This is a genomic window from Lysinibacillus sp. FSL K6-4013, assembly GCF_038630435.1.
GTDB lineage: Bacteria > Bacillota > Bacilli > Bacillales_A > Planococcaceae > Lysinibacillus > Lysinibacillus boronitolerans.
Window position 1 is genome coordinate 3,006,806 of the sequence record NZ_CP152031.1, and the last position, 23,364, is coordinate 3,030,169.

The window sequence follows — 23,364 nt, forward strand, 5'->3', positions numbered from 1 at the left end:
TTCAACTATTATTTTGAACGCTTGTAAAACGGTGTTTCTACTGTTATTACCTTTAAGTGTTTACCGCGAATTTCGATTTCTAGCTCAGTTCCGATTGTTGCGAATTGACTGTCAATTAATGCGTGACCAACATTACGTTTAGATGAAGGAAGCTGTGTACCAGTTGTCACTTCACCGATTTCTTGACCATCCTTAAACACTTTGTAGCCATGGCGTGGAATGCCTTTATCAATCATTTCAATGCCTACAAGTTTGCGTGGTAATCCATTTTCCTTTTGAGCTACTAATGCTTCATGACCAATGAAGCCTTCTTTATTTAATTTCACAGCGAAGCCAATACCAGCCTCCAGTGGAGAAATTGTTGCTGATAGCTCTTGACCATATAGTGGTAGCCCCGCTTCAAAACGAAGTGTATCACGACATCCTAGTCCAGCTGGAACAACACCTTTTTCTTGACCTGCCTCTAAAATTTTCCCCCAAAGCGCTTTGATGTCTTCTGGAGCGCCATATAATTCAAAGCCATCTTCTCCTGTATAGCCACTGCGAGAAACTAATACTTTATGTCCTGCAACCTCAACATTCTCTTGGAAGCGGAAAAATTTAATGGCACTTACATCAGTTGAAGTAAGGGATTGAAGAACTTCTTCTGCTAATGGTCCTTGCAGAGCAATTTGTGCGTAGGCATCTGATTGGTTATCAATCGTCACATCATATTGATGCTGATTTTCCATCATCCAATCATAGTCTTTTTCAATGTTGGCTGCATTGACACATAATAAATAGTGATTGTCAGCTAATTTATATGTTAATAAATCATCAACAACGCCACCATCTTCATAGCACATTGCCGTGTACTGTGCTTGACCGTCGACAATTTTTGAGACATCATTCGATAACAGATTTTGTAAAAAATCTAATGCATCGGGACCAGTTACTAAAATCTCTCCCATATGTGATACATCAAATAAGCCTGCACGATTACGCACTGCATCGTGTTCTTCTTTAATAGAAGAGAATTGAACTGGTAATTCCCATCCACCGAAGTCAACTGTTTTTGCACCATATTTCGCGTATTCTTCAAATAGAGGTGTACGTTTTAATTCATTCGCCATTCTTTTTTGCCCCCTTATTGTTAGTTACATTTTTACTGGTAGTAGTTCGTCTGCTTTTTGTATTCCTACAGTCAATCGCATAAACCAGGCTATAGACATAAAAAAAGACAGACGAACCCCTTTTCGGGATTCTCTGTCCTTGCACCTGAAAGTTACACCAGACTGGCTCGCAAGCTTCACTATTGCCAATCAGTCGGCTTTCCCCTTTGGTGGCTGTTATTGTTATACTACAGCTCTCTCCAGAGTTGCGTCTTGTACGAGTCCTTTTACCTGAGAGATTCATAGCCCATTGCTACTTGCTCCTTCGGTGGCGTCTCCACGCTCTCTCCCCGCACAATCATCCGCCCAAGATAAATCTTGGTACTATTTAGTATTCAATGAACATTTAGTTACTTATTTGTCTATATCCTAACATTAAATGCATTGGAAAGGCAATCATTTTTTAAAAGATAATAAAAGACGAACATTAAAGTAGCAAAAAGTGATTATCGTTCGTTTTTCAACCTTTTTACTTGAAATACTAAATACTCTAGAATTTGGCGAATCGTCCTACCTTCTGTCAGTACCTGAATATGACCTGCATCACGGTAAAACTTCCTTCTGTAGTGATACAGACCTTCTAGCTCCTCCTTTGTAGAGCTCTGTACAATGGGTCTATTTGGATCATGCTGAACTCGTTTATAAATATCCTCAAACGACGCATCTAAAAAAAATACCAGTCCACTGCGTCTCATAATTTTTCGATTTTCAGCATTGATGGCAACGCCACCACCAGTCGAAATAATACAAGCCTCGTCCCTAAAATTTTTCAAAAATTCTGTTTCTATTTCTCGAAAGTGGGCCTCACCGTATTTTTCAAAAATCTGTGGAATTGTCATCCCCTGCTGTCGCACAATCTCATGATCCATATCATAATATGGCATCTTCAATAAATAGCTTAAGCGTCTTCCTAACGCACTTTTTCCACTACCCATAAAACCAACTAAATATATTTTTCGCAATTCGATTCACCTTCTTATAACTACGATTCTACACTGTCTGACAAAATTTGTCCCAATAAATTTATCGTAGCTCGAACATTCAATTTTTCTAGCCCATCATATGTTCGATACTGCATTTCATAAGACATATAATACGCAAGAACAAAAGTAGTTACAAAAAATAATAATGCAATTGCGATCAAAAAAATAGCCCCTCTGTCATTTTTCAATAATTGGCACATAAAAGGTTCGCTCCTTTTGAATACCACTAGTCATTTTTACAGCCACCGTCAGCTTATTTTCGGAATAGCTAAATTGACATTTATTGATTCCTATTAGCATGGGAACATGTCCACCCTTTACCTGCTCACGAATAATATTCGAGTAGCAATCAATATGATGGAGCGTATCGGCTGTTTGGAAAGTCATTCTTTTTTGATCGTCTCGAACGGAAAAGGTGGAAATATCTTTTAGAGAGAGATTTAAATCAGAAACAAATAGTTCCCACTTTGTTTGTTCATCTGTTAGCATCGTGAATCTCATTTCAGCAAACCACAGCATGATAAGGACAAAAAAATGAGAAATAAGCACAAAAACAACTAATTGAAACATAGCTTCTATTAATGTATAGCCCTTCTCATTCATGTACTTCACCTGTCACTTGGATACATTTTTGGCGTGGCTCCTGTAAATTTTGAAATTCGACACAAACTTGTTGTTCATCAACTATCCAGTGATAAGCAACCTGTTCAATGGTCCGAGTGCCCTCTGTTACTTGAATCGCAAGATACTGTTTTAAACCTTCATATGCTGTTTCAGCTGCAACTAGCTCCATTTTTTTATTAGCAAGATTTGTTTTCATCGTATAGGTAATGGGAATTAACGAGGTACAAAGTATCATTAAAATCCCCACACCTAAAATAGTTTCTACAAAAGAATAGCCTGACTCATTCAATCCTAGCTCTCCCTCGCCCTAATGTTATGATTACTTTTTTCTTACCCTGTGGAGTTTTAAACGCCATAGTACCAGCGGACATCACATTGCCGCTGTAATTATAGACAAGTGTTTGAATGGAACTCTCTGCGGGCAAAAATTCAACCCCCTTCGGAAAAGAGCGTTCATATAAATGGGTAAAAAAATCTTTTTGAATACTATAACGATTTGTTGAACCTTCCACTTTCAGGGCTATATATTGCCGTTGGCTCATACTATAGGTTTGAATATATTGAATATCGAGTTGTAATTGCGTAAAAAATCGTTCTATTTCCTTGGTTTCTGCTATTTTCAATGAAAATTTACTAACAATCGCTGTTAAACTCATAACAAGAAATAAGACAATCAGCATTTCAAGAATTGTAAAACCACCATTTTTATGAACATTCATTAGCTATCCGTACCTGTTTCCAAGTTGACATTGGCTGGACGTACCTCTCCCTCATTAGTAATCACTATTTCTTCTTTATTGGGGCAGGTTGTTTCATTTTCCTTTAAATAGCCTTTTGCCACTAAATCATCTAAGGTAGGATAGGCCATATTATCTACACGATAAGCCTCTACTTGACCTTGCACCATGGATATATAAGCCGTACAGCCTTTCTTATCTATTGTGGCGAAATGTTTTGTAACATTTGGGATTGTAATTAAAATGAGGATAGATATAATTAGCAAAACTATAAGCATCTCTATTAAAGTAAAACCAGCTTGTTGGTTGATACGTTTCATCATTTACCTCCTAAACTAATTCAATCATGTGATAGATGGGTAATAATAAACTGATATAAGCTGCTATTATACAAGCAGCTATAAGGATAAAGAAGCTAGGCTGCACAAAAGCTAATATTTTTTGTAAAAGCTGCTCCTGCTTTTCCATTAATAAATCACTATACAATACTAATTCTTTTCCTAAATATCCGCTGTGCTCGCCATGCTCAACGAACATTGGAAAATCTTTTTGAAAAACGGCCATTATCGTTACCGCCTGTGTCAGTGATTCTCCAAAGATGACTCTTTCTTTTATACGCTGTGAAAGAACTTGGAGAAATGGTTGTAGCTGCTGTTCCTCTAATAGCTGAAGGCTTGCTTGTAATGAAAATCCACTTTGTAGTAAGCTGCCTAAATAAGCAGCAAACTGCCTTGTCAATGCCAGCCTAAAATAGCGCTGTATAAAGGGGATTTTTAATAAAATTGTTAGTTGATGCGCAACAGCTTGTCGTTTGAGATAGAATCGAAAAATGATTAAGCTGCCTATTACTATGAACATGGTCAAGATGACTACATCTGGGACATGTAATAACATATTGGACAATGCAATACTTGTCTCTTCTGTTTCAGAGGTACGACTGACGACCATTCTTTCAATGTTCGGTAAAAAAAATGTACGAAACACAAAAAATAACAACAATAAAAAGAACATCAGTGTGACAGGGTAGATCAGCAGCTTGATTAGCTTTTTCTTAGTCTTTTCACTTACTGTTATCTGCTTAGCCACACCTTTAAACGCTTCTATCATATGACCATTGTTTTCTGCCACCTTAATTGCCATTAAATAATGATTCCCTAGCTGTAAGATTTCAAATATCTCTGCAACACCTACTCCTTGTCTGAGCTTTTCATCAATTTGCAGCTGTATGTCCTCATGAGCTTCGATATGATGAGGTAGTAGCATGGAAATAGCTTGTGGAAATAAATATCCTTCCTGCATTAACACACATAATCGATTGAAAAGCTGAGCTTGCTCCTTTACCCGCCATTTCGTAGCCCGATTGTAAAAAAGAACAATTTTATCGATGTATGTTTGTAACTGCATATAGGCTCTCCACTAAATCTTTTTGCCCCCTTAATGTTAAGTCATAAGGAAGTTTGTAATTTCCCTTATCCTGAATGGCGGTGATGGCTCTTGATAGATGATCATCATGTAATATTTCATAGACAGCTCGACGTTCTTCATGTAGACCTGAAGTCTGAACAAGCATTTGGGCAACTATGCCGATAACCGTTTGACGAAGCTCATCTATCGACACACCTAAATCCATTAAACGATAGAGACAATTAATGGAGTCTTTTGCATGAATAGTGGAGACTACTAAGTGCCCTGTTAGGGAGGCTTGGATGGCAATATTCGCTGTTTCTTTATCGCGAATTTCACCAATCATAATGACATCAGGTGAATGACGTAAAATGGCTTTTAGTCCTGTAGCATATGTAACGCCCGCTCGCTCGTTTACTTGAATTTGAAGTAAATTCGCTTGGCTGTTTTCTACAGGATCTTCTAAAGAAATCACATGTCGATTCAATTCTGTGGAACAGTAGTGGATTAGGGAATAAAGTGAAGTAGACTTGCCAGAGCCTGTTGCTCCCGTAAAAAATAGAAGACCTTGTCTGTTTTGTACTAGCTCCATGAGTTGGTGAGCAGCGCTTTTGGAAAAGCTTAGGGAAGTTAGTGGAAATGCATGATTTTGGAGAAGTAAACGAATAATTAAGCTTTCTTTTAAAAATGCAGAAGGCAGTGTGGATACTCGAAACGAATATGAATTTTGCTCCATTGCTTTTTGAAACGCGCCGCTTTGAGGTTTACGACGCTCACTAATATCTAATTGAGCAAGAAATTTATAATAAGAGATCATTCTTTCTGCAAGTTCATTTTGTAGCTCACCCGCGTGGAGAAGTTTATCATATTTCCGAAAATAGATCCGATACTTTATGTTTCCTGGAACCAGCAATAAATCGGATGCTCCAAAATGATAGGCCTTTAGTAAAAGTTGCTCACATTTTTGTTCGACAACTGTTTCAAAACTCTGCATATATGCACCTCTCTTTTAGTTCATTCGAATAGGACCGCTCTATTCGTTATTTCCTAGTATAAGGAGGAACTCGCCACGAGAAAAGCCCTTTTCAGAAAATAAAAATTTATAAGATAATTTTCTACCAATAATGTTTTTTGCTACAAAAATGTGGATAAAGTGCAATTTTCCACTAAAAAAGAATATAAATACATGAAAAAATTAATATTTATGCCGAAATGAACTGTATCTTTTTCAATAATACAATATAATAGTATCAACATGATTATTTTCCTAACACTTGGTAGACGAACATAATTTTTATAATAATTTAAAGAGGTGAAGCTCATGATCCATCCATTAAAAATTACTAGTACACTAGCCGATGAAACAAGATACTCTATTTATGAGTACATATTGCAAGAGAAAAAAACAGTTACTGTGCAACATATTGCTGATAAATTCGGTATCCATCCAAACGTTGCTCGACTTCATTTAACGAAGCTTTCAGAAATAAACATTATTACAGCTGACTATGTAAAAACAGGTAAAGGTGGCAGACCTGGACGTGTTTATAAAGCTTCAGAAAAGGGTGTATCTCTCACTTTTCCAAGACGTGAGGAAGATCGTTTATTAAAATGGACGATTCAATTAATTGAAGACTTTGGTCCATCTGCATTAACAAAGTGCCAGGAAATTAGCTACCAAGACGGCTACCAGCAAATGAAAAATTATATGAGTGCTGAATTGACATTAAGTAATTCTCTTTCCTTCGATGAAAAACTTCAGCTATTAACGGACAATGCCGCATTAATTGGCTATATTCCACAAATTCAACAAACTGAGCATGGAAAAAAAGTAATCTTCTCCATTTTCAATTGTCCATTCCAGGAGCAACTGACATCCTATTCTGAAATTGTTTGTTCATTACATGAATCCTATTTAAAAGGGCAATTAGATGCATTGTTTACGAACAATGAATTTGTGCAAATGGAAAGTATGATACATAATTGTGATTTATGTAAATATGAAATAAACGTGACAGAAATCGATAGCTAGATTAAAAATCCATTTGTTTGTCACAAACATGGAGAAGTTCCAGTTTACAGACACCTTTCATATCATTTATAATGAGTAAGAGATTATTGTGTCGTGGGCAAAAGGAGGGGAAATTTCATGGATAATATGTATAAAGTTATGGCATTCTGGACAGGTATTTTTGCCGTTATGTTCTACCTTGGAGGTATGAACGAGGTATCGCTATTATTCTTAGGTAATACAGGTTTATTCTTATTATTAGGCTTCTTAAACCTTTCAGAACGTATGTACATGTACATTTTCGGAGCATATTTAACTGTATTCTTCGCTGGCTTCACGTACTATACAACATTCATTCACGTACCTGGTGGCGGTCATTAATACAAACAAAATCGCGTATCTCACTTTCGGTGAGATACGCTTTTTTATGTGCTAAAACAGTTTATTAGTCAAATTTTAAAATCCATTTAAAAAAGGATTTGTCTCCATTTCTGCGCCTACAGTAGTATAATTACCGTGTCCAGGATAAATAATAGTATCCTCAGGTAATGTCAACAGTTTATTATGGATAGATTCCAATAAGATTTTGGTTGATCCACCTAATAGATCTGTACGTCCTACACCCTGTTCAAATAATGTGTCTCCAACGATGGCAAAACCGTCCTTTTCAAAGATATAGGAAATACTCCCAGGTGAATGCCCTGGTGTAAAAACGGCTTGAAAAACAAAATTACTTATTTCAAATTGCTGTTCTTTTTTGATGATTGTGTCTTGTGCTGGTGCAGCTACCCTATAATCTGGTAATGCAGCATATTTACTAGAGCCATTCTTCGTTGGATCCGCTAGCCAACTAACTTCCTTTTCATGAATCCATACAGGCACATCAAATACCTCACGCACTGCATCCACTGCCCCTATATGATCAAAATGGGCATGTGTTAAAAAGATAGCAAGAGGTTTTAAGCCGTTGCTACGGATTGTTTTAATGAGACGCTCCGCTTCCTCGCCTGGATCAAATACGATACATTCTTTTTCTTTATTCGATACGATATAGCAATTCGTTTGGACGGGACCAAGAGAATAACTTCGTACGTTCATCATAGTTATCACCTCAACTTCCTATTATACAGACTTTGCCACAATTTGACGATAAATGTTCATAGTTTGCAGTATTTTAGTCCTCGACAAAAACAAGTAGAACGTTTACAATTAAGGAGGAATATTGTTTGCGACATTCATTTTCTGATGTCGAAAGGAGTGTCTATTTTTAATGAACTTATTAATGGTTATTTTTGGTCTAGTAGCGATTTTAGCTGTAGTTGGTACATTCCAAGCAATTAAAGAAAAGAACCTATTAAGCGTTGTTTTCAACTTATTAAGTGCTGCTGTATTCGGATGGTTCGTCATCATGACGATTGTTCACAGCGGTTACCCACCAAAATTACACTAAAATTCAGACAAAAAAAGAGCAGTCTCCTCGGAGATTGCTCTTTTTTTGTTTGTTATTACTTATTGAGTTGAAGAAATCGTTTCTTGCCCAATTGTAGGACATCATTATTCATTAATACTTGCGATAAATCATCCATCGCTATCTTTTCTCCATTCAAGGAGACTCCATTTTGCTTGATTAACCGCAAAAACTCACTCTTACTATGAATAAAACCTATTTCCACTAGTTGTGGAATGATATCCATTATTCTTTCCTTATCAATTTCTAAGAGCAGTATGGGAATGTTTTTGGGTATTTCCTTTCTTTGAAATGCTGCTTCAAAATAAGCTCTTGCTTCCTCCATTGCTGTAGGTCCATGATATAAAGCCGTTATAATTTCTGCTAATAGAAATTTCAAATCGCGGGGATTCTCTCCCCTTTGTAGTCTCTCTTTAATAGCCTGCACTTTTAGTGGATGCTCATCTGTTGCTAATTCGAAATATTTGATAATTAAAGTATCTGGTATTTCCATCACTTTTTTAAACATAATCTCAGGTGCTTCATTGATACCAATATAATTACCTAAGCTCTTACTCATTTTTTCAATGCCATCTAATCCCTCTAGTAGGGGCATAAAAATAGCAATTTGTTTTTCTAATCCTCGATGCTTTTGTAAGGTGCGCCCCATTAGAATATTGAACGTCTGATCCGTTCCACCTAACTCTATATCTGCCTCAAGCTCTACCGAATCATACGCTTGCATAAGTGGGTAGAAAAACTCATGTATGCCAATTGGTATGTGCTGTTGGTAACGTTTCTGAAAATCCTCGCGCTCTAAAAGTCGAGCAACAGATGTTGTGGCTGCTAGCTTGATGACTTCTTCAAAGGACAGTTTTGCTAACCATTCACTATTAAAACGAACCGTTGTCTTGTTTATATCTAACACTTTAAAAATTTGCTCACAATATGTTTGGGCGTTTTTCTTTACTGTATCGTCGTTTAAGGCTGTTCGCCCCTTTGCTTTACCTGTAGGATCGCCAATTCGTCCTGTAAAATCACCGATCACAATAACTGCTTGATGGCCTAAATCTTGCATTTGCTTGATTTTTCGTAGAACAACAGCATGACCTAAATGAATATCTGGTGCGGACGGATCGAGCCCTAGCTTAATCGTTAAAGGCAGCTGTTCCTTATACGATCGCTCTAATTTTCCAAGTAAATCCTGCTCATCTACGATCTTGCTAGCGCCTTTCTTGATAATCGCTATTTGCTCCTTTGGTGTTAAAAACATACGAAACATCTCCTTGTAATATTAAATATTAATATTGCAAGCTCTATAAGAGTTCATGAGGTACTGACTGTTGACAAGGCTTTACTAACTTTTATCTAAATCCACTGCTTAAAAGGCATAAAAAAAAACGCCTTTAGGAAATTCCTAAAGGACGTAGATAAACGTGTTACCACCTTTTTTCGAGAGCTATTCACATAGCCCTCCTCAACAAGTACAGCCGTAGCGATACTTCTGCAATGATTACGGATGCAACCCCGTCGTAGCCTACTTAAGTTTCGGTACGCAGCTCCAAGATGTATTCACTTTAATATCCCTTGCGCCTCTCAACAACCGGCTACTCTCTGTCAGTTCCATTAAAGTTACTCGTTCTTTTCGATGCCTTTCACTCTTATACTCCGAAATGCGAAAAACAAATCTTCGTTATGCAGATATTTACACTTATTATAATCATCTCTTTTTCTTTGTCAATAGAGAAAGGTCAATAAAGCGTTTTCACTTGCCTAGCGTAGTAACATTGTGAAGGGTGTTTTCTTAAGCATAAGATTCACAAATAAATTTTATAAATGGTTGCGTGTGACTAATTCCTTTTTATCTGCAATATAAAAAGAGGCTGGGACAGAACTAGCTTCGAATAAGGAGAAAGGAGAATTTGAGTTCGCTCAAATTCTCCTTTCTCCATTTTTTACTATTTAATTTTATATGTTCTTGTTTGTTGGCCGTGTATTTTCGTAAATTCACGGCCAGTAATGCGAGCCCCATTTCGTTTTCTACCTTCGATTTTCCTCGTACAGAAAATCGAGTGAAACGCAAATTAGCCTTCAAGAATCCAAAAACTGGCTCCACGTCAATTTTGCGTTGACGATAAATGGTACGCGTTTTTTCTTCTGAAAGCTTTGTTCTTATATATTCTTTTTGTTGTTCCCATTTTTCATTCACCATCATTTTTCGATTGGTGCCTTCTTTTGCTTTTGTACATGATGAACGGAATGGACATCCTGAACAGTCCTCGCATTCGTAGATGTTGAACGTATGTTGGAAGCCTGTCCGATCATTCCGTACAGTTTGATTTTTCCATTCGAGACGTTTCTGATTCGGGCATGTATAGGTGTCTGTTTCTTTATCATATGGCCAGTTATCGGTGTTAAATTGGTTTTGTTTGTACTTTTTCTTTTGCTCCTTCTCATACATGGTATAGGGAATCAGTGCTTCTCGTTTTCTGTTCGAAAGGATCTCCTCATAGTTTTGTTCACTACCATAACCTGCATCTGCGACAATGTATTGCGGTAACTCGAAATAATGCTGCTCGATTTCATTTAGAAATGGAATGAACGTACGTGTATCCGTTGGGTTCGGAAAAATGCTGTAGGCAAGCGCATACTGACCTTCTGTTGCGATTTGTACGTTATAGCCTGGTTTTAGTTGTCCATTCTGCATGTAATCGTCTTTCATTCGCATAAACGTCGCATCTTTGTCCGTTTTTGAATAGCTGTTGCGTGTGTCAAAAATCTCAAAATCTTTTTCGTACCTCTGCTTACGAATCAGCCAGTCATGTACTTGTTTTAACAGTTGCTTTGGCGTTTTTCGTTCACTACGCAGCTGTTTCCGCATCCCGACATCATCCGTACTATCGATTTTTTGTGTATAGTCCTCGACCACTTCCTCTAACTTTTCAGCGATTTGCGTGAGTTCTTCCATAGAAAGCTGCTCCTCATCTTCACGTTGCAATGCTGGTATAATTTGTTTTTCAAGTAGCTCATTATACAATTGATTCGATTTTTCAACGAGATTGTGATGATGTTTTTCCACTGCTTTCTTCCAAACGAACGTGAATTTATTGGCATTTGCTTCAATCTTCGTACCATCAATAAAAATGGCCTCTTGATCGATGATTTTTTCTTGGACAAGCTGGACACGGAACTGCACAAAACACTGGCGAATGAGCTCTTTCATATCGGGATGAACACGGAAACGATTGATCGTACGGTAGCTTGGTTCATACCCTTGGGCCAGCCACATCATCCGTATACTGTCTTTGGTTAGGTCTTCTATTTTACGGCCAGAGAAAACCGATTGCGTGTAGCCACATAAAATAATTTTAAGCATCATGCGTGGGTGATAAGATGGGCAACCTGTTTGGCGTTGAAAGGAGTCGAAGGTTCTCTCAGGAATACTTTCGACTAAATGATGGATGGCAAAAGCAATATCATTTTCTTGTAATGGAACTTCTAAATCTAGAGGCAAAACTAATTGATTCATGTTATAATTTTTGAACATAAGGATCCTTCTTTCCTGTAAAATTTTGTGTGGTAACTTTATTTTATCAGAAGTGGTCCTTATTTTTATTCAATAATTATTGAAAGCCGTTGAAATTTTACTCATCGTAAAATTTCAACGGCTTTTTCAGCTCAAAGGTGGGTTTTGTCCCACCCTCTTTGATTATTTTACTGAATCCTGCTTTAAATTACCTGTTTTTTCGTCATAGAAGCGAAGTAAGTCTCCATTGATGATGGCATCGGAGTTTTCTAGCTCCATAGTGGCACGATCAGCATAAGGCTGACATGGCTCAACATCTATTTCTTCGCCAGTTGCTTTGTCATAGCAAGCTTCACCAGCATAGACGTATTTATCTGTAATAAAGCGTCCATCACGGAAGACTACAAAGTCCTCATGCTCTGGAGAGAATAAATCTGCACCCATTTGCATATCTTTGGACGTTTCAACGCCAAGAAGATGTAAGATCGTTGGACGTAAATCCATTTGTCCTGAAATCTCAGTCATTTCTTTTCCATCGCCAGCTCCTGGGATGTGGATGAATAAAGGTACTTCTTGAAGCATTGCATTATCCATTGGTGTAATTTGATCTTTTCCTAAATATTGTGCCATTGCTTTATTATGGTTCTCAGAAATACCATAGTGATCCCCATACATCACGATAATAGAGTTATCATAGACACCTTGATCTTTTAACTGTTGGAAGAAGTCTTTTAAAGCTTCATCCATGTAGCGTACAGTTTGGAAGTAACGATTTAATGTACCTGAATTTGAATCATATTCAGGAATCATAATATCTTCTGGGTCCAATGTAAATGGATAATGGTTCGTTAATGTAATAAGTCTAGAGTAGAATGGCTGTGGCATATCTTTCATTAAAGCAGCTGATTGCTCTAAGAATGGAACATCTTTCATTCCCCAGTTTACAGCTTGCCCCTCTTCCACAGTATATGAATCTATATCGTAGAATTTATTAATTTTTAACGATTGGTACATCATGTCACGATTCCAGAATGATTTATTATTAGGGTGCATGACATTTGTAAAGTAACCATTTTCTCCAAGGCGTTCAGCCATTGAATTATACGTATTTCCACCATGCGTGAAGAATACAGCACCTCGACCTAAGCCAAACAATGAGTTTTCAACAATAAACTCAGAGTCAGATGTTTTTCCTAAACCTGTTTGGTGATAGAAGTTACTGAAATAATACGTATCTTTATCTTTTGTTAAAGAGTTTAAGAATGGCGTAATCTCATGACCATTCATGTCATTATTGATGACAAAGTTTTGTAATGACTCCATTGACACAACAATTAGGTTACGACCTTTAAATTTGCCAAACATCTCTGGATTCACAGCAGCCTGATTAGAGCGTATATAGTTGTTTACTTCTACTAGCTCACTACCATCGGCTAACGCACGTTGTGCAGATGATTTAGATTGAATATAAATGTCATACAAGTGGTAATTGTACGTACCAATGTTTTTTACTAATAATTCGCGGTCAAAACTACGTGTTAGTAATTGTGGACGCTCCGTTTCTGCTAATCCTAAATTTAAGAATGTCATTGCTATTGCAAGCACAAAAAATGCACGACGGAATTCAATATTCACTTTAAATGCATCTTTCATTCTCGGTAAAAATTTATTCGCTAAGATTAAGATAACGACATCAACGAAATATAATACATCCCAAGGCTCAACAATGGCTGCTACTGATGTTCCTAAGTCACTAAAGTTACTTGTTTGGAATAATACTGGTAGCGTAATAAAATCATTGTAGAATCGATAGAACGCTACATTACCGTATAAAACTATGGATAAAATAACGCTGACTGTAATCAGATAACGATTTCTAGCTTTTGCTGATTTAAAGAATAGTGATAAACCATACGTAAATAGCAAGAAGCTTAATGGATTAATAAATAAAATAAACTGTTGCATTGCATTTTCAATTTTCATTTCAAAGCTTGTGTGGTAAACAATGACCGTTTTGATCCAAGTTGCTATAATTGCTAGTATCATAAATGAATGTTTAGGCCACTTTATTGATTTCATTCCTAACATCCTCCCTACTTCCTTACAAAAAAATAATAATTATTTACATTTTGTTACGGAAACAAAATATATATTAATCCTTTTTTAACAGATAATCAACACATATCTTATGGAAAATTTTTTCTCTTTGCTCTTTCTATGCACCAGATATCTATATATACGTTTTGCATTGTAAAAAGTTTCGTAAAAACATAAAAACAGCGGAAACCCACTGTTTTTCAGAATATTACATACATGTTACATTAATTTTACAATACCCAATTACATTATATTTCAAACATTACTTTTTATGCTCTTCCATACGAAGTCTTGTTGTTTCTTGTCGAATAAGTAGCAAGGCCATTTGATAATCTTTTATATCTAGTACATTCGCTTTATAGAGCTCACGTATTTCATCCTCCATCAACATCAAATCGCCAATTGGATCACGTGTATAAATATAGGTCCCATATGTTTTCAAGAGTTCATAAATATCTAGCATTTTATCCATTTTCATTCGCTCCTCGTTGTGCAACACAGTCAATACGTTTTGTGGGCGTCACCATGATATCTACTGGGCAATCATGTGCTTCAGTAGGAACACAATCAATGATTTGCTCATCAAAGAGCAGCGACATTAGCTTACCCTTATTATAGTTTAATACATAGCGGTCATAATAACCACCGCCATAGCCGATTCGATAACCGTATGGATCAAAAACAACGCCTGGTACAACAATGATATCCATCTCATTTGCGTCAACAAACTCACATATTGCTGGAATGGGCTCACGCAAATGCATATATACAGTTTCAAGCTGTGAAAATGATTCAATGACGTAAAATGACATTTCTCTTGTTTTCGGGTGACACTTAGGAACTGCGACCTTTTTACCTAGTTTCCATAATTCCTCAATTAAAAGAATTGTGTCGACTTCTGGCATATTTGAAATAGTCATGCCAATTGTTTTTGCTTCTATTATATATGGTTCCTGTAGCACCTTTTTTAACACAGCTAATGATTGATGATGATAGTCTTCATCCGTCATAGTTGCAAGGGCTTGACGTACCGTGTTTCGTAAGGTTGTTTTATCCATTTAGGCTACCTCCTCTATCGGAAAACTTCATATCCTCTTGGAATCGTTTCATCGAATGATTTCATAAAATGTAGAAAGCCAAAACCACTTGTGGTTTTGGCTTAATGAGCGATTACTTAGTTTCACGGTGAAGAGTGTATTTCTTCTCGCGAGAGCAATATTTTTTAAGTTCAAGACGCTCTGGATTGTTACGCTTGTTCTTTTTAGAAATGTAGTTACGTTCGCCGCAATCTGTGCAAGCTAAAGTAATATTTACGCGCATCATTAACCCTCCCACTCTATATCAAGAATTTAAATTTGAGCATGATTTATACGACTAACCTATTATAACATAAACTGAAAAAAAATCTACCTTCATTTCATATTAAGTTTGCATATGGTAAAATATCTTATAATTACATACTACATTGAGGTGAAACTATTGGATTTATCCATCGTATTAATGAGTATTGGCATTTTACTGATTATTATTTCGTTCTTTTTCAAAAATAGCTCGAAAAAAATCGAACAAGATGTCGAAGAATTATCTATCTCCATTTTCCAAGAAACGAATAATTTAAAGCGTCGCCTTAAGATTGTCGAGGAAGAACTTTTACTAGAGCCCGAGTTCCAAGTGAAATCAAAAACAAGTATACCTCCAAAAGGTCAAGATCCTAAAGTGCACCAAGTCATGCAGGCTGTTCAACAGGCTGCACAGGCTTCAAAAGTTGGACAAACAACAGCACCAGCAAAACCGATTCATCAAATCATCATTAGTCAGGTACTGGAATTAAATAAACAGGGTCTTTCTGTAGCAGATATTAGTATACGCTCAAATTTAACAGAAGAGCAAGTTCGGCAAGTGATTGCAAACGGGGGGCGTTGATTGATGAATAAGTCTGCCATTCGTGCATTTGGCATAGCTATTTTTCTTGTTGGGGCATTACTCGCACTCGCAAGTCGCTTCGATGTAAATATCGGTCTTCCTACCAAGGAATTTTCCAATCAACAACAGGTAGAAGAACTACAAAACAAGCTAAAGAAGGCCAATCAAGAAATTGCCTCGTTAAAGGATCAATTAAAGCAAGTACATACGACTGAAAAAACTTCTACGACAGATGCAACTGAACAAGCTGGTGAAGAAACGAATACGGATGTTACAACGATGTCACTGCAAATCTATAGTGGTATCACACCGTATAGTGTGGCACAAAAGCTTGAAGACGGTGGCATTATTACTAATAGTGTGGAAATGGAGTTACTACTCGCTAATCCTAAATATGCGAGAAGCTTACAAATCGGCTCCTATGAGGTCCATTCTTCCATGACTTTAGAAGAAATAGCTAATTTAATTACAGGCAAGAAACAATAACTTACAAAGCTGTCGCCCATTATATTAGGCGACAGCTTTTTTATTACGCTATACTTTCTAGGAAGGCTCGCATCATACTACTGCCTTCTTTTGTACCGATTGATTCGGGGTGAAACTGCAGCCCATAGAGAGGATAATCTTTATGTTGAATGGCCATAATCTCCCCGTCATCACCCGATGTTGCAAGTATCTTAAAATCCTTGTGTAATGTTTGCTCTTCAATAATAAGTGAATGATACCGCATAACCTCGATATCTCCATCTAATTGGGCAAATAAACCAGTTTTCTCATATTGTAATGGGGACAGCTTTCCATGCATAATGTTTGTGGCTTGCACAATATTTGCGCCAAAAGCCTGCCCTATAGATTGATGTCCAAGACAAATACCTAAAATAGGGAATTTTTGATAGAGTTCCTTGATGACCTCTATCGTTATACCTGCGTCATCTGGCGTTCCTGGTCCTGGTGATAAAATAATGGCTTCTGGCGATAATTTTTGAATTTCTTCTATAGTAATGGCATCATTTCGCACAACCTTGACGCTTTTTCCAAGCATACTGATTTGTTGAAATAAATTATAGGTAAAAGAATCGTAGTTATCAATTAATAAAATCATTTTTTTACCTCCAATAGGGCACGGGCCTTATTCAGCGTTTCTTCATATTCTGACAATGGAATCGAATCGTAAACAATACCTGCTCCTGCCTGCACATGTGCCTTTTGATCTTTGATGAGCATCGTGCGAATCGCGAGGGCCAAGTCCATATCACCAGTTGTCGAAATATAACCTACTGCTCCCGCATACACCCCACGTTTTACTGGTTCTAATTCATTAATCAATTGCATGGCGCGTATTTTAGGTGCCCCTGATACTGTACCAGCAGGTAAACAAGCGCGAAGTACATCCAGTACATGGAGGTCATCTCGTAATTCGGCAATAACCTCAGACACCATATGCATCACATATTTATAGCGCTCAATATTCATGTATTTGACTAGCTTGACGGAACCGACTTTAGCAATACGTCCAAGATCATTACGACCTAAATCCACTAACATACGGTGCTCAGCTATTTCCTTGCTATCTTCTAACAAGGCATTTGCGATTGCTTCATCCTGTTCTGTTGTCGTGCCACGTGGCTTTGTCCCTGCTATTGGGTTGGTTGTCACTTTTCGATTTCTTACTTTTACAAGACTTTCTGGGGATGTTCCTAAAATAACATAGTCTCCATAATCCATATAGAACATATAGGGTGACGGATTGGATGTGCGTAATTGACGATAAAGTGAGAAGGGCGAACCTGTAAACGGTGCTGAAAAGCGTTGCGATAACACAATTTGGAAAATATCGCCTCGTAAAATATGCCGCTTTGCACGTTCTACTAAGGTCACAAACCGCTCCTTTGAAATCATTGGCTTAAACTGTAGCTCATCCACCTTTAATGCCTCAAAGGTCGTACCTGCACAAAGCTGTTGCTCCATTGTCGCAATAGCAGCTTCCATCTCCACTAAGGAACGTCCCTCCTGAAATAGGTCAATTGAAGCTAGTGTAATTTCCTGTGTTACATGATCAAAAACAATAAATGTATCATAGAAAAAAACATGAACATCAGGCATCGCTAAATCATCCTGTAAATAGTCACCAATTTTTTCTGTGTAAAATGCCGTTTCATAGCCAAAGAAACCTATGGCTCCTCCAAAGAAAGCAAAAGGATAGTTTTCTTCATGAAAGGGTATTATGGCTTTTAATCGATCAAGCACATTGCCTTTAACCTTGTCATTTTCTGCTCCTTTTGAGAAAACGAATTCTTCGTTATTTCCTTTTATCTCAGCCACTGGATTGATGGCGATAAAGGAATAGCGCCCACTTTCCTCATGTTTAGCTGAGGATTCGAACAACATTTTATGCTGCCCTTTAAGTGATTGATACACAGAGATTGGGGTCATCATATCCCCCTGCAATACTTTCATAGCAAACTTTCTAAGCTCAACTGTCATACTCTTCTCTCCTTCTCTAAGCTCTGCTCTTCTACACCTCATCTATCTTTAGCAACAGTGATCTGCCAAAGTCTTTCTCTTCATTCAGCTAAAACATTTGCTATCTAAAGATAAAAATATAAAAAGGCCTTTCCATCACAAAAGGACGGAAAAGCCGTGGTGCCACCTTCATTGGTCTCCTGATAAGAAGACCCTCTTTAAGCCTTATAACGTAGGCATCCGCTAATCCATACTGTTTTCAGGATTAGAGCTCCGAAGTCCATTCACTAAACATTTGTACTAGTTTCCACCAACCACTAGCTCTCTATGACAAATTGTACTAGCTACTACTCTTCATCAAAGCTGATTTCTTGGTAATATTGTAAAGCAAAGTATCTTACAATTCAATTTATTTCTTTCGTAGATTTTCATCTTCATGATGGCTAGCTAACGTAATCGATAACTCCCCCATTATTTGACGAATGGCAAATAAAATATCCTGCCGCACTTCCAGCATAACAGCGGTATCATTTGTCGCAACAAAGAATCGAACAAGCACGCGATACGAATCATGATGAAATTCATCTATAAATACATGAATCATGTCTTTCTCTGTTTTAGCATGTAAATAAATTTCCTTATGAATAGCCGTTAAAGCGCTGCGTAGATCATCCTCGTCGTTATCGGCAGCGACATATAAAAATTGCTCACATTTCCGTTTTTCTCGTTTAGATAAATTATACAGTGGACGATTCACTAAATAGGAGTTCGGCACATACACAAGCCCTTTGTCTCCTGTTTGAATTAAGGTACTTCTTAAATTGATATCCTCAATCGTTCCTTCAATTTTTTGATCCTCTGTCGCGATCCAATCTCCTATTTGGAATGGATTATCTAAGGCTACGGACATACCACCAAATACATGCGCTAGTGTATCGCGAATCCCAAAGGCAATCGCTACTCCGGTTAAACCAATGCCTGTTAAAAAGCCATTCAGATTAAAATCCCAAAAGGAAGCAATGGTAAACATAGCAAAAATCATGATAAGTACTTTACCAATTCGTAGGAAAAACGGTAATAAAACATTCTGATCCTCTTCGCTCGTTAATTCAAATGGTTGTTTCGTATAAAAATTTAACACATCATAAATTCCTTTAAAAGCAAAAAACACCATAATAGACAATACAAAATTCTTTGTTGATGGCTGCGTAAATAAAGGAACTTTTATTAAATAAGATAAGCTTAGCACAATGACCGTCGTCATAAAGGCATAGCCAATTGCTTTACTAAATTGCGCAAGGACATTTGCCTGAAAATTGCGCTGACGATCTTTTAAAAATATTACGACACGATGAATAATTTTTTTGATAATGAAACGTTGAATAAGCCACCCGACTAAACAAATCATGATGGCAATTAAGCCATCTAACCAAGTTGGGACTGTAAATTTAGGTAATAACCAATGTAATGAATCCATGTATTTCTCCTTTAACTACCTATGTATCGCCAGCAAAAAGGAGCCGACCTTCAGTAATGGTTAGCCCCTTTTTGTTATTGTATGGCATCATCTGCAAAAAAAGCCTTGCTAGCAAACCAAAATTGCTGTTTATTAAAATTATGTTCATGCATGGCAATCACCGAAAATTCAGCATGATATTTTTGCTTCATTTCCTTTAGCATACTTTTAGCTTGCTTGCCAACGAGATGCTGCCCATCAATAGGTGTTCCTTCTGTAAAAATAATGACATCTGCCTCTGTGCCTAGTTGATTTTCCTGTAACAATGCTTTCACAAACTGTAAAACAGGTAAAATGGCTGCCTCTCCCTTTGCCTTATATTCGATAAAACTTTTAAAATCAGCTAAATTTAAATGACCATTTTCAAAGCGGTAGTGGACATGAATTTGTCGATCATACGGTATGATATATAAATCACGGCCTTCTCGATGTGCACTCATAAATAACGCTAAAATCATACTTTTACAAATCTCAGAATAAGCAGCCATGCCTGTCGTTTGTTCTAAACAAATAATCATCGGACCAGGGTCTTGTTGATAATCATGAAAGGGTACATAGTAAATATTTCCGCTTTTTGTTGTCTGTTGCTTGAGCTTTTGACGTCTGAGCTCTGACCATTTTCGTTCATAGTACTGGCGTTGCTCTTTGCCGTTTGCTAGGCGTTCAGCCTGCTCAATTGCAGGGATATTCTCTTGGATTTCATGCATTATATCTGTCAATTCTAGAGCAAATGCTGCCATATTTCGTAATGGCTCACTCTTGAAAAAATAATCGATAAAATAATGTTGTTCCCCTTCACTTAACTCCTCTATATGCAGGTTTTCATAGAGAAAACGTAAATAGTCAAGTTGTTCTATTGTCAACTGCTTGTCAAATTGCTTGATGAGGGTTTCCATTGCATCATTCATATAGCAGCACCTCCTAAGCACCACATTTTTTGGATAATGTCTATAGTATAACCAAATTTTTTTTTTGACAATACAAAAACGCTCGCTATAAAGACGCAACAACAAAAGACAATGTTGCTCCTTCAGGGAATATTTTTATGCAAATGAAAAAAAGAGCTAAAAAACAGCTCTTCTCTCTTAATTATTTAACTCATAATGTTTGCCTTTTACTAAGTAAAATAGATGCTCTGCAATATTTGTTGCATGATCAGCAGAACGTTCTAAATAGCGGCAAATAAATGTTAGGTGCGTAATCTGTGAAATATGGGATGGGTTTTCTACCCCAGCACGAAGTAAAAGTGTAATCGTTGCCCCGTATAAATCGTCCACATAATCATCTAATTCTGCAATCTCTTTAGCGCGTACCGTATCTTCCTCAGTAAAGGCCTTCATGATACTTTCTAGCATTTCTACTGTTTTATTGCACATGGTTTGGAGATTCGTTATAGGAAAAATCATCGGTTCTTTGCCAATTCGAATTGCTTCTTTAGCTATATTAACCGCATAGTCGCCTACTCTTTCCATATCCGATGCTGCCTTTACAAGAACCATGAGACGGCGTAAATCCGTTGCTACTGGTTGTTGCTTGGCAATCATTAGGATTACATGGTCATTAATTTCTTCTTCAAGCCGATTAATGATTAAATCGTCTTCTAAAATTTTTAAGGCCTTTTCTAAATCCTGCTCCACCAATGCTTCAAACGCTGTTTTTAAAGCTATGATACTACTGTTGGCAATTGCAAGAAATTGTCCCTGTACCTCTTTTAACTCTTGTTCAAAACGTTCACGTACGATCATTCATTGCCCTCCTTAGCCGAAACGTCCTGAAATATAGTCTTCTGTACGTTGATCTGCTGGTGTTTGGAAAATAACATCCGTTTTATCGTACTCGACAACCTCTCCACTTAGGAAGAATGCTGTACGATCAGAAATACGTGCCGCTTGCTGCATATTATGTGTCACAATGACAATGGAATAATCCTTTTTCAGCTCTTGTACAAGCTCTTCCACTTTCAACGTAGAAATCGGGTCCAAGGCAGATGTTGGCTCATCCATTAAGATGACATCAGGCTCAATCGCTAAGCAGCGTGCAATACAAATACGTTGTTGCTGACCACCTGATAATCCGTAGGCATTTTGATTCAAACGATCTTTTACCTCATCCCAAATGGCTGCCCCTCTTAGTGATTTCTCCACAATTTCATCTAGAATTTTTTTATTTTTAATGCCATGAATTCTTGGTCCATAGGCAATGTTATCATAAATAGATTTTGGGAATGGGTTTGGCTTTTGGAACACCATTCCCACACGTGTTCTTAATTCCTCTACCGTATAGTTTTTATCTAAAATATTACGCTCACGATATAAAATTTCTCCTGATGTACGAACAATTGGTACAAGTTCAACCATGCGGTTTAATGTTTTTAGATACGTAGATTTCCCACAGCCAGATGGCCCAATAATCGCCGTTACTTCATTTTCATAGATGCTTAAATTAACATCTTTTAAGCCATGGTGATCACCATACCATAGGTTTAAATTTCGTGTATCGTAGACAATATTTTTCGCCACATCTGTTATAGACTTCGTCGTTGCTTGATTCCTTTTGACAATTGTTTTTTCCTCTTTAAAATCTAGTACCATAAGGTCACCTCATTAATAACGTTTTTGGAATTTATTTCGAATATATATGGCAATAGAATTCATCAATAACAGCACTGTCATAAGCACTAAAATACCTGCTGCTGCTACATACTGAAAGGCTTCTTGTGGTCGTTTTGCCCAATCATAGATTTGCATCGGTAGTGCTGTAAATTGACTCAATAAACCATTCGGTAAAAACTGCAGGATAACTGGAATTCCGATTACAACTAGTGGAGCTGTTTCTCCGATGGCACGAGACAAGGCTAAAATACTTCCTGTTAAAATACCTGGAATTGCTGCTGGTAAGACAACACGCAAAATCGTTTGCCATTTCGTTGCACCCATGCCATACGAAGCTTCACGTTGTTCATTTGGCACTGCACGAATGGCCTCTTGAGCCGCTACAATGATAACAGGTAAAATTAACAAACTCATTGTAAAACCAGCTGCTAAAATACTTTTTCCTAGACCCATCATACGTACGAAAATTGTTAATCCAAGTAATCCAAAAACAATGGAAGGAACACCTGCTAGATTCGATATATTCATACGAATAAAGTCATTGATTTTATTTTTCTTTGCATACTCTTCTAAATAAATCGCAGTACCTACACCTAAAATAATCGATACGGGTGCCACAACTGCCATTAACCAAAGCGAACCGATTAAAGCAGCTTTGATACCTGCCTTATCCGCAAATCGTGATGCAAAATTCGTCAAAAAATCGATGTTTAAGTAATCAATTCCCTGTGTCACAATGCGGTACAGTAAAACAGCTAGAGTAACAAGTGCAAATGTAGTAGCTAAGAAAAATAGGGTTTTCCAAACTTTATTTGCTGTAATACGCTTTGTCATTCGTTTCATGACGACCGTGTCATCCATATAGCGCAT

General features: G+C 37.2%; 28 protein-coding genes, 1 riboswitch and 2 other annotated features. Of the genes, 5 read left to right on the forward strand and 23 right to left on the reverse strand.

All coding sequences use genetic code 11. The annotated features are described in order from the left end of the window. Window positions 1–8: 8 nt before the first annotated feature. From gcvT to comGA, 9 genes are all read right to left on the reverse strand, one after another. A complete protein-coding gene (gcvT, locus tag MHB39_RS14875; protein WP_237898257.1) occupies window positions 9–1,112 on the reverse strand; it encodes a glycine cleavage system aminomethyltransferase GcvT in 1,104 nt (367 codons plus the stop codon). A 248-nt stretch (window positions 1,113–1,360) separates the two neighbouring features. Next, window positions 1,361–1,453: riboswitch (glycine riboswitch) on the reverse strand. A 144-nt stretch (window positions 1,454–1,597) separates the two neighbouring features. After that, window positions 1,598–2,113, reverse strand: a complete 516-nt coding sequence (locus MHB39_RS14880) for a shikimate kinase (RefSeq protein WP_016993969.1) — start codon at window positions 2,111–2,113, stop codon at window positions 1,598–1,600. Between the two features lie 20 nt (window positions 2,114–2,133). After that, a complete protein-coding gene (locus MHB39_RS14885) occupies window positions 2,134–2,295 on the reverse strand; it encodes a hypothetical protein (protein ID WP_225340350.1) in 162 nt (53 codons plus the stop codon). A 16-nt stretch (window positions 2,296–2,311) separates the two neighbouring features. Continuing rightward, entirely contained in the window at window positions 2,312–2,737 is a 426-nt protein-coding gene (gene comGF / locus MHB39_RS14890) for a competence type IV pilus minor pilin ComGF (protein ID WP_016993967.1), read from the reverse strand. Continuing rightward, window positions 2,730–3,047, reverse strand: coding sequence for a hypothetical protein (locus tag MHB39_RS14895; protein ID WP_036076164.1), 318 nt, complete (start codon window positions 3,045–3,047; stop codon window positions 2,730–2,732). Before MHB39_RS14895 ends, comGF begins: the two co-directional genes overlap by 8 nt. Next, window positions 3,040–3,477: a competence type IV pilus minor pilin ComGD gene (gene comGD, locus MHB39_RS14900; protein WP_036076166.1), complete on the reverse strand. Its 438-nt coding sequence runs from the start codon at window positions 3,475–3,477 to the stop codon at window positions 3,040–3,042. The genes MHB39_RS14895 and comGD overlap by 8 nt, the downstream gene beginning before the upstream one ends. Then, entirely contained in the window at window positions 3,477–3,815 is a 339-nt protein-coding gene (gene comGC, locus MHB39_RS14905; RefSeq protein WP_016993963.1) for a competence type IV pilus major pilin ComGC, read from the reverse strand. Before comGC ends, comGD begins: the two co-directional genes overlap by 1 nt. A 10-nt stretch (window positions 3,816–3,825) precedes the next feature. Further along, window positions 3,826–4,899: a competence type IV pilus assembly protein ComGB gene (comGB, locus tag MHB39_RS14910; RefSeq protein WP_036076168.1), complete on the reverse strand. Its 1,074-nt coding sequence runs from the start codon at window positions 4,897–4,899 to the stop codon at window positions 3,826–3,828. Further along, complete coding sequence (gene comGA / locus MHB39_RS14915; protein ID WP_016993962.1) at window positions 4,874–5,893, reverse strand: competence type IV pilus ATPase ComGA; 1,020 nt, start codon at window positions 5,891–5,893, stop codon at window positions 4,874–4,876. Before comGA ends, comGB begins: the two co-directional genes overlap by 26 nt. A gap of 327 nt (window positions 5,894–6,220) precedes the next feature. Between comGA and MHB39_RS14920 the strand changes: the two genes are divergently transcribed. Beyond that, complete coding sequence (locus MHB39_RS14920) at window positions 6,221–6,931, forward strand: helix-turn-helix domain-containing protein (RefSeq protein ID WP_036076172.1); 711 nt, start codon at window positions 6,221–6,223, stop codon at window positions 6,929–6,931. A 117-nt stretch (window positions 6,932–7,048) separates the two neighbouring features. Continuing rightward, window positions 7,049–7,291, forward strand: coding sequence for a DUF2626 family protein (locus MHB39_RS14925; RefSeq protein ID WP_004231035.1), 243 nt, complete (start codon window positions 7,049–7,051; stop codon window positions 7,289–7,291). A gap of 75 nt (window positions 7,292–7,366) precedes the next feature. Here the strand turns inward: MHB39_RS14925 and MHB39_RS14930 are convergent, their stop codons facing one another. Then, window positions 7,367–8,011 (reverse strand): MBL fold metallo-hydrolase, encoded by a 645-nt coding sequence (locus tag MHB39_RS14930; RefSeq protein WP_312124277.1) that lies wholly within the window; start codon window positions 8,009–8,011, stop codon window positions 7,367–7,369. A 169-nt stretch (window positions 8,012–8,180) separates the two neighbouring features. Here MHB39_RS14930 and MHB39_RS14935 point away from each other — a divergent pair, with 169 nt between their 5' ends. Then, window positions 8,181–8,360, forward strand: a complete 180-nt coding sequence (locus tag MHB39_RS14935) for a DUF2759 domain-containing protein (protein ID WP_016993959.1) — start codon at window positions 8,181–8,183, stop codon at window positions 8,358–8,360. A 55-nt stretch (window positions 8,361–8,415) separates the two neighbouring features. Here the strand turns inward: MHB39_RS14935 and tyrS are convergent, their stop codons facing one another. The 6 genes from tyrS to rpmG form a co-directional block, all read right to left on the reverse strand. Beyond that, on the reverse strand, window positions 8,416–9,630 hold the full coding sequence (tyrS, locus tag MHB39_RS14940; protein WP_342544389.1) for a tyrosine--tRNA ligase: 1,215 nt from the start codon (window positions 9,628–9,630) through the stop codon (window positions 8,416–8,418). Window positions 9,631–9,774: 144 nt separating this feature from the next. Continuing rightward, window positions 9,775–10,015 (reverse strand) — a binding site (T-box leader). 236 nt (window positions 10,016–10,251) lie between these two features. Then, the gene (locus MHB39_RS14945) at window positions 10,252–11,904 is read right to left on the reverse strand and encodes an IS1182 family transposase (RefSeq protein ID WP_339280866.1); all 1,653 of its coding nucleotides are present in this window, start codon (window positions 11,902–11,904) and stop codon (window positions 10,252–10,254) included. Window positions 11,905–12,066: 162 nt separating this feature from the next. Next, entirely contained in the window at window positions 12,067–13,962 is a 1,896-nt protein-coding gene (locus MHB39_RS14950) for an LTA synthase family protein (protein WP_026023461.1), read from the reverse strand. Between the two features lie 280 nt (window positions 13,963–14,242). After that, window positions 14,243–14,452, reverse strand: a complete 210-nt coding sequence (locus tag MHB39_RS14955) for a YqgQ family protein (protein WP_004231021.1) — start codon at window positions 14,450–14,452, stop codon at window positions 14,243–14,245. Further along, on the reverse strand, window positions 14,445–15,038 hold the full coding sequence (locus MHB39_RS14960) for a 5-formyltetrahydrofolate cyclo-ligase (protein ID WP_312124280.1): 594 nt from the start codon (window positions 15,036–15,038) through the stop codon (window positions 14,445–14,447). The genes MHB39_RS14955 and MHB39_RS14960 overlap by 8 nt, the downstream gene beginning before the upstream one ends. Window positions 15,039–15,150: 112 nt before the next feature. Further along, window positions 15,151–15,300 carry a 50S ribosomal protein L33 gene (rpmG, locus tag MHB39_RS14965; RefSeq protein WP_008408521.1) on the reverse strand — a complete coding sequence of 50 codons (150 nt, stop codon included), beginning with the start codon at window positions 15,298–15,300 and terminating at the stop codon, window positions 15,151–15,153. Window positions 15,301–15,450: 150 nt separating this feature from the next. On the opposite strand from rpmG, the gene MHB39_RS14970 reads away from it, so the two are divergent. Next, window positions 15,451–15,903, forward strand: coding sequence for a hypothetical protein (locus MHB39_RS14970; RefSeq protein WP_258859755.1), 453 nt, complete (start codon window positions 15,451–15,453; stop codon window positions 15,901–15,903). A 3-nt stretch (window positions 15,904–15,906) separates the two neighbouring features. Beyond that, entirely contained in the window at window positions 15,907–16,389 is a 483-nt protein-coding gene (locus tag MHB39_RS14975; RefSeq protein ID WP_312124286.1) for a hypothetical protein, read from the forward strand. Window positions 16,390–16,432: 43 nt separating this feature from the next. On the opposite strand, the gene MHB39_RS14980 is transcribed toward MHB39_RS14975, so the two are convergent. From MHB39_RS14980 to pstA, 7 genes are all read right to left on the reverse strand, one after another. Then, a complete protein-coding gene (locus MHB39_RS14980; protein WP_342544392.1) occupies window positions 16,433–17,005 on the reverse strand; it encodes an aminodeoxychorismate/anthranilate synthase component II in 573 nt (190 codons plus the stop codon). Further along, window positions 17,002–18,387, reverse strand: a complete 1,386-nt coding sequence (trpE, locus tag MHB39_RS14985; protein ID WP_036076187.1) for an anthranilate synthase component I — start codon at window positions 18,385–18,387, stop codon at window positions 17,002–17,004. Before trpE ends, MHB39_RS14980 begins: the two co-directional genes overlap by 4 nt. A 138-nt stretch (window positions 18,388–18,525) precedes the next feature. After that, window positions 18,526–18,736: a binding site (T-box leader), on the reverse strand. A 39-nt stretch (window positions 18,737–18,775) separates the two neighbouring features. After that, on the reverse strand, window positions 18,776–19,843 hold the full coding sequence (locus tag MHB39_RS14990; RefSeq protein WP_342544394.1) for a mechanosensitive ion channel domain-containing protein: 1,068 nt from the start codon (window positions 19,841–19,843) through the stop codon (window positions 18,776–18,778). A gap of 74 nt (window positions 19,844–19,917) precedes the next feature. Continuing rightward, window positions 19,918–20,790, reverse strand: a complete 873-nt coding sequence (locus MHB39_RS14995) for a hypothetical protein (RefSeq protein WP_016992369.1) — start codon at window positions 20,788–20,790, stop codon at window positions 19,918–19,920. 177 nt (window positions 20,791–20,967) lie between these two features. Beyond that, a complete protein-coding gene (gene phoU, locus MHB39_RS15000; protein ID WP_036076190.1) occupies window positions 20,968–21,627 on the reverse strand; it encodes a phosphate signaling complex protein PhoU in 660 nt (219 codons plus the stop codon). Between the two features lie 12 nt (window positions 21,628–21,639). Then, on the reverse strand, window positions 21,640–22,473 hold the full coding sequence (gene pstB, locus MHB39_RS15005; protein WP_036076191.1) for a phosphate ABC transporter ATP-binding protein PstB: 834 nt from the start codon (window positions 22,471–22,473) through the stop codon (window positions 21,640–21,642). Between the two features lie 12 nt (window positions 22,474–22,485). Beyond that, complete coding sequence (gene pstA / locus MHB39_RS15010) at window positions 22,486–23,364, reverse strand: phosphate ABC transporter permease PstA (RefSeq protein WP_016992372.1); 879 nt, start codon at window positions 23,362–23,364, stop codon at window positions 22,486–22,488.

Bases quoted from the DNA above. Each gene is read 5' to 3' on its own strand.
- MHB39_RS14945 (WP_339280866.1), bottom strand. From the start codon at position 11,904: ATGTTCAAAAATTATAACATGAATCAATTAGTTTTGCCTCTAGATTTA.
- comGB (WP_036076168.1), bottom strand. From the start codon at position 4,899: ATGCAGTTACAAACATACATCGATAAAATTGTTCTTTTTTACAATCGG.
- comGA (WP_016993962.1), bottom strand. From the start codon at position 5,893: ATGCAGAGTTTTGAAACAGTTGTCGAACAAAAATGTGAGCAACTTTTA.
- MHB39_RS14975 (WP_312124286.1), top strand. From the start codon at position 15,907: ATGAATAAGTCTGCCATTCGTGCATTTGGCATAGCTATTTTTCTTGTT.
- MHB39_RS14955 (WP_004231021.1), bottom strand. From the start codon at position 14,452: ATGGATAAAATGCTAGATATTTATGAACTCTTGAAAACATATGGGACC.
- pstA (WP_016992372.1), bottom strand. From the start codon at position 23,364: ATGCGCTATATGGATGACACGGTCGTCATGAAACGAATGACAAAGCGT.
- phoU (WP_036076190.1), bottom strand. From the start codon at position 21,627: ATGATCGTACGTGAACGTTTTGAACAAGAGTTAAAAGAGGTACAGGGA.
- MHB39_RS14995 (WP_016992369.1), bottom strand. From the start codon at position 20,790: ATGAATGATGCAATGGAAACCCTCATCAAGCAATTTGACAAGCAGTTG.
- comGC (WP_016993963.1), bottom strand. From the start codon at position 3,815: ATGAAACGTATCAACCAACAAGCTGGTTTTACTTTAATAGAGATGCTT.
- comGF (WP_016993967.1), bottom strand. From the start codon at position 2,737: ATGAATGAGAAGGGCTATACATTAATAGAAGCTATGTTTCAATTAGTT.
- comGD (WP_036076166.1), bottom strand. From the start codon at position 3,477: ATGAATGTTCATAAAAATGGTGGTTTTACAATTCTTGAAATGCTGATT.
- rpmG (WP_008408521.1), bottom strand. From the start codon at position 15,300: ATGCGCGTAAATATTACTTTAGCTTGCACAGATTGCGGCGAACGTAAC.
- gcvT (WP_237898257.1), bottom strand. From the start codon at position 1,112: ATGGCGAATGAATTAAAACGTACACCTCTATTTGAAGAATACGCGAAA.
- MHB39_RS14935 (WP_016993959.1), top strand. From the start codon at position 8,181: ATGAACTTATTAATGGTTATTTTTGGTCTAGTAGCGATTTTAGCTGTA.
- MHB39_RS14990 (WP_342544394.1), bottom strand. From the start codon at position 19,843: ATGGATTCATTACATTGGTTATTACCTAAATTTACAGTCCCAACTTGG.
- MHB39_RS14980 (WP_342544392.1), bottom strand. From the start codon at position 17,005: ATGATTTTATTAATTGATAACTACGATTCTTTTACCTATAATTTATTT.
- pstB (WP_036076191.1), bottom strand. From the start codon at position 22,473: ATGGTACTAGATTTTAAAGAGGAAAAAACAATTGTCAAAAGGAATCAA.
- MHB39_RS14950 (WP_026023461.1), bottom strand. From the start codon at position 13,962: ATGAAATCAATAAAGTGGCCTAAACATTCATTTATGATACTAGCAATT.
- MHB39_RS14960 (WP_312124280.1), bottom strand. From the start codon at position 15,038: ATGGATAAAACAACCTTACGAAACACGGTACGTCAAGCCCTTGCAACT.
- trpE (WP_036076187.1), bottom strand. From the start codon at position 18,387: ATGACAGTTGAGCTTAGAAAGTTTGCTATGAAAGTATTGCAGGGGGAT.
- MHB39_RS14930 (WP_312124277.1), bottom strand. From the start codon at position 8,011: ATGATGAACGTACGAAGTTATTCTCTTGGTCCCGTCCAAACGAATTGC.
- tyrS (WP_342544389.1), bottom strand. From the start codon at position 9,630: ATGTTTTTAACACCAAAGGAGCAAATAGCGATTATCAAGAAAGGCGCT.
- MHB39_RS14920 (WP_036076172.1), top strand. From the start codon at position 6,221: ATGATCCATCCATTAAAAATTACTAGTACACTAGCCGATGAAACAAGA.
- MHB39_RS14925 (WP_004231035.1), top strand. From the start codon at position 7,049: ATGGATAATATGTATAAAGTTATGGCATTCTGGACAGGTATTTTTGCC.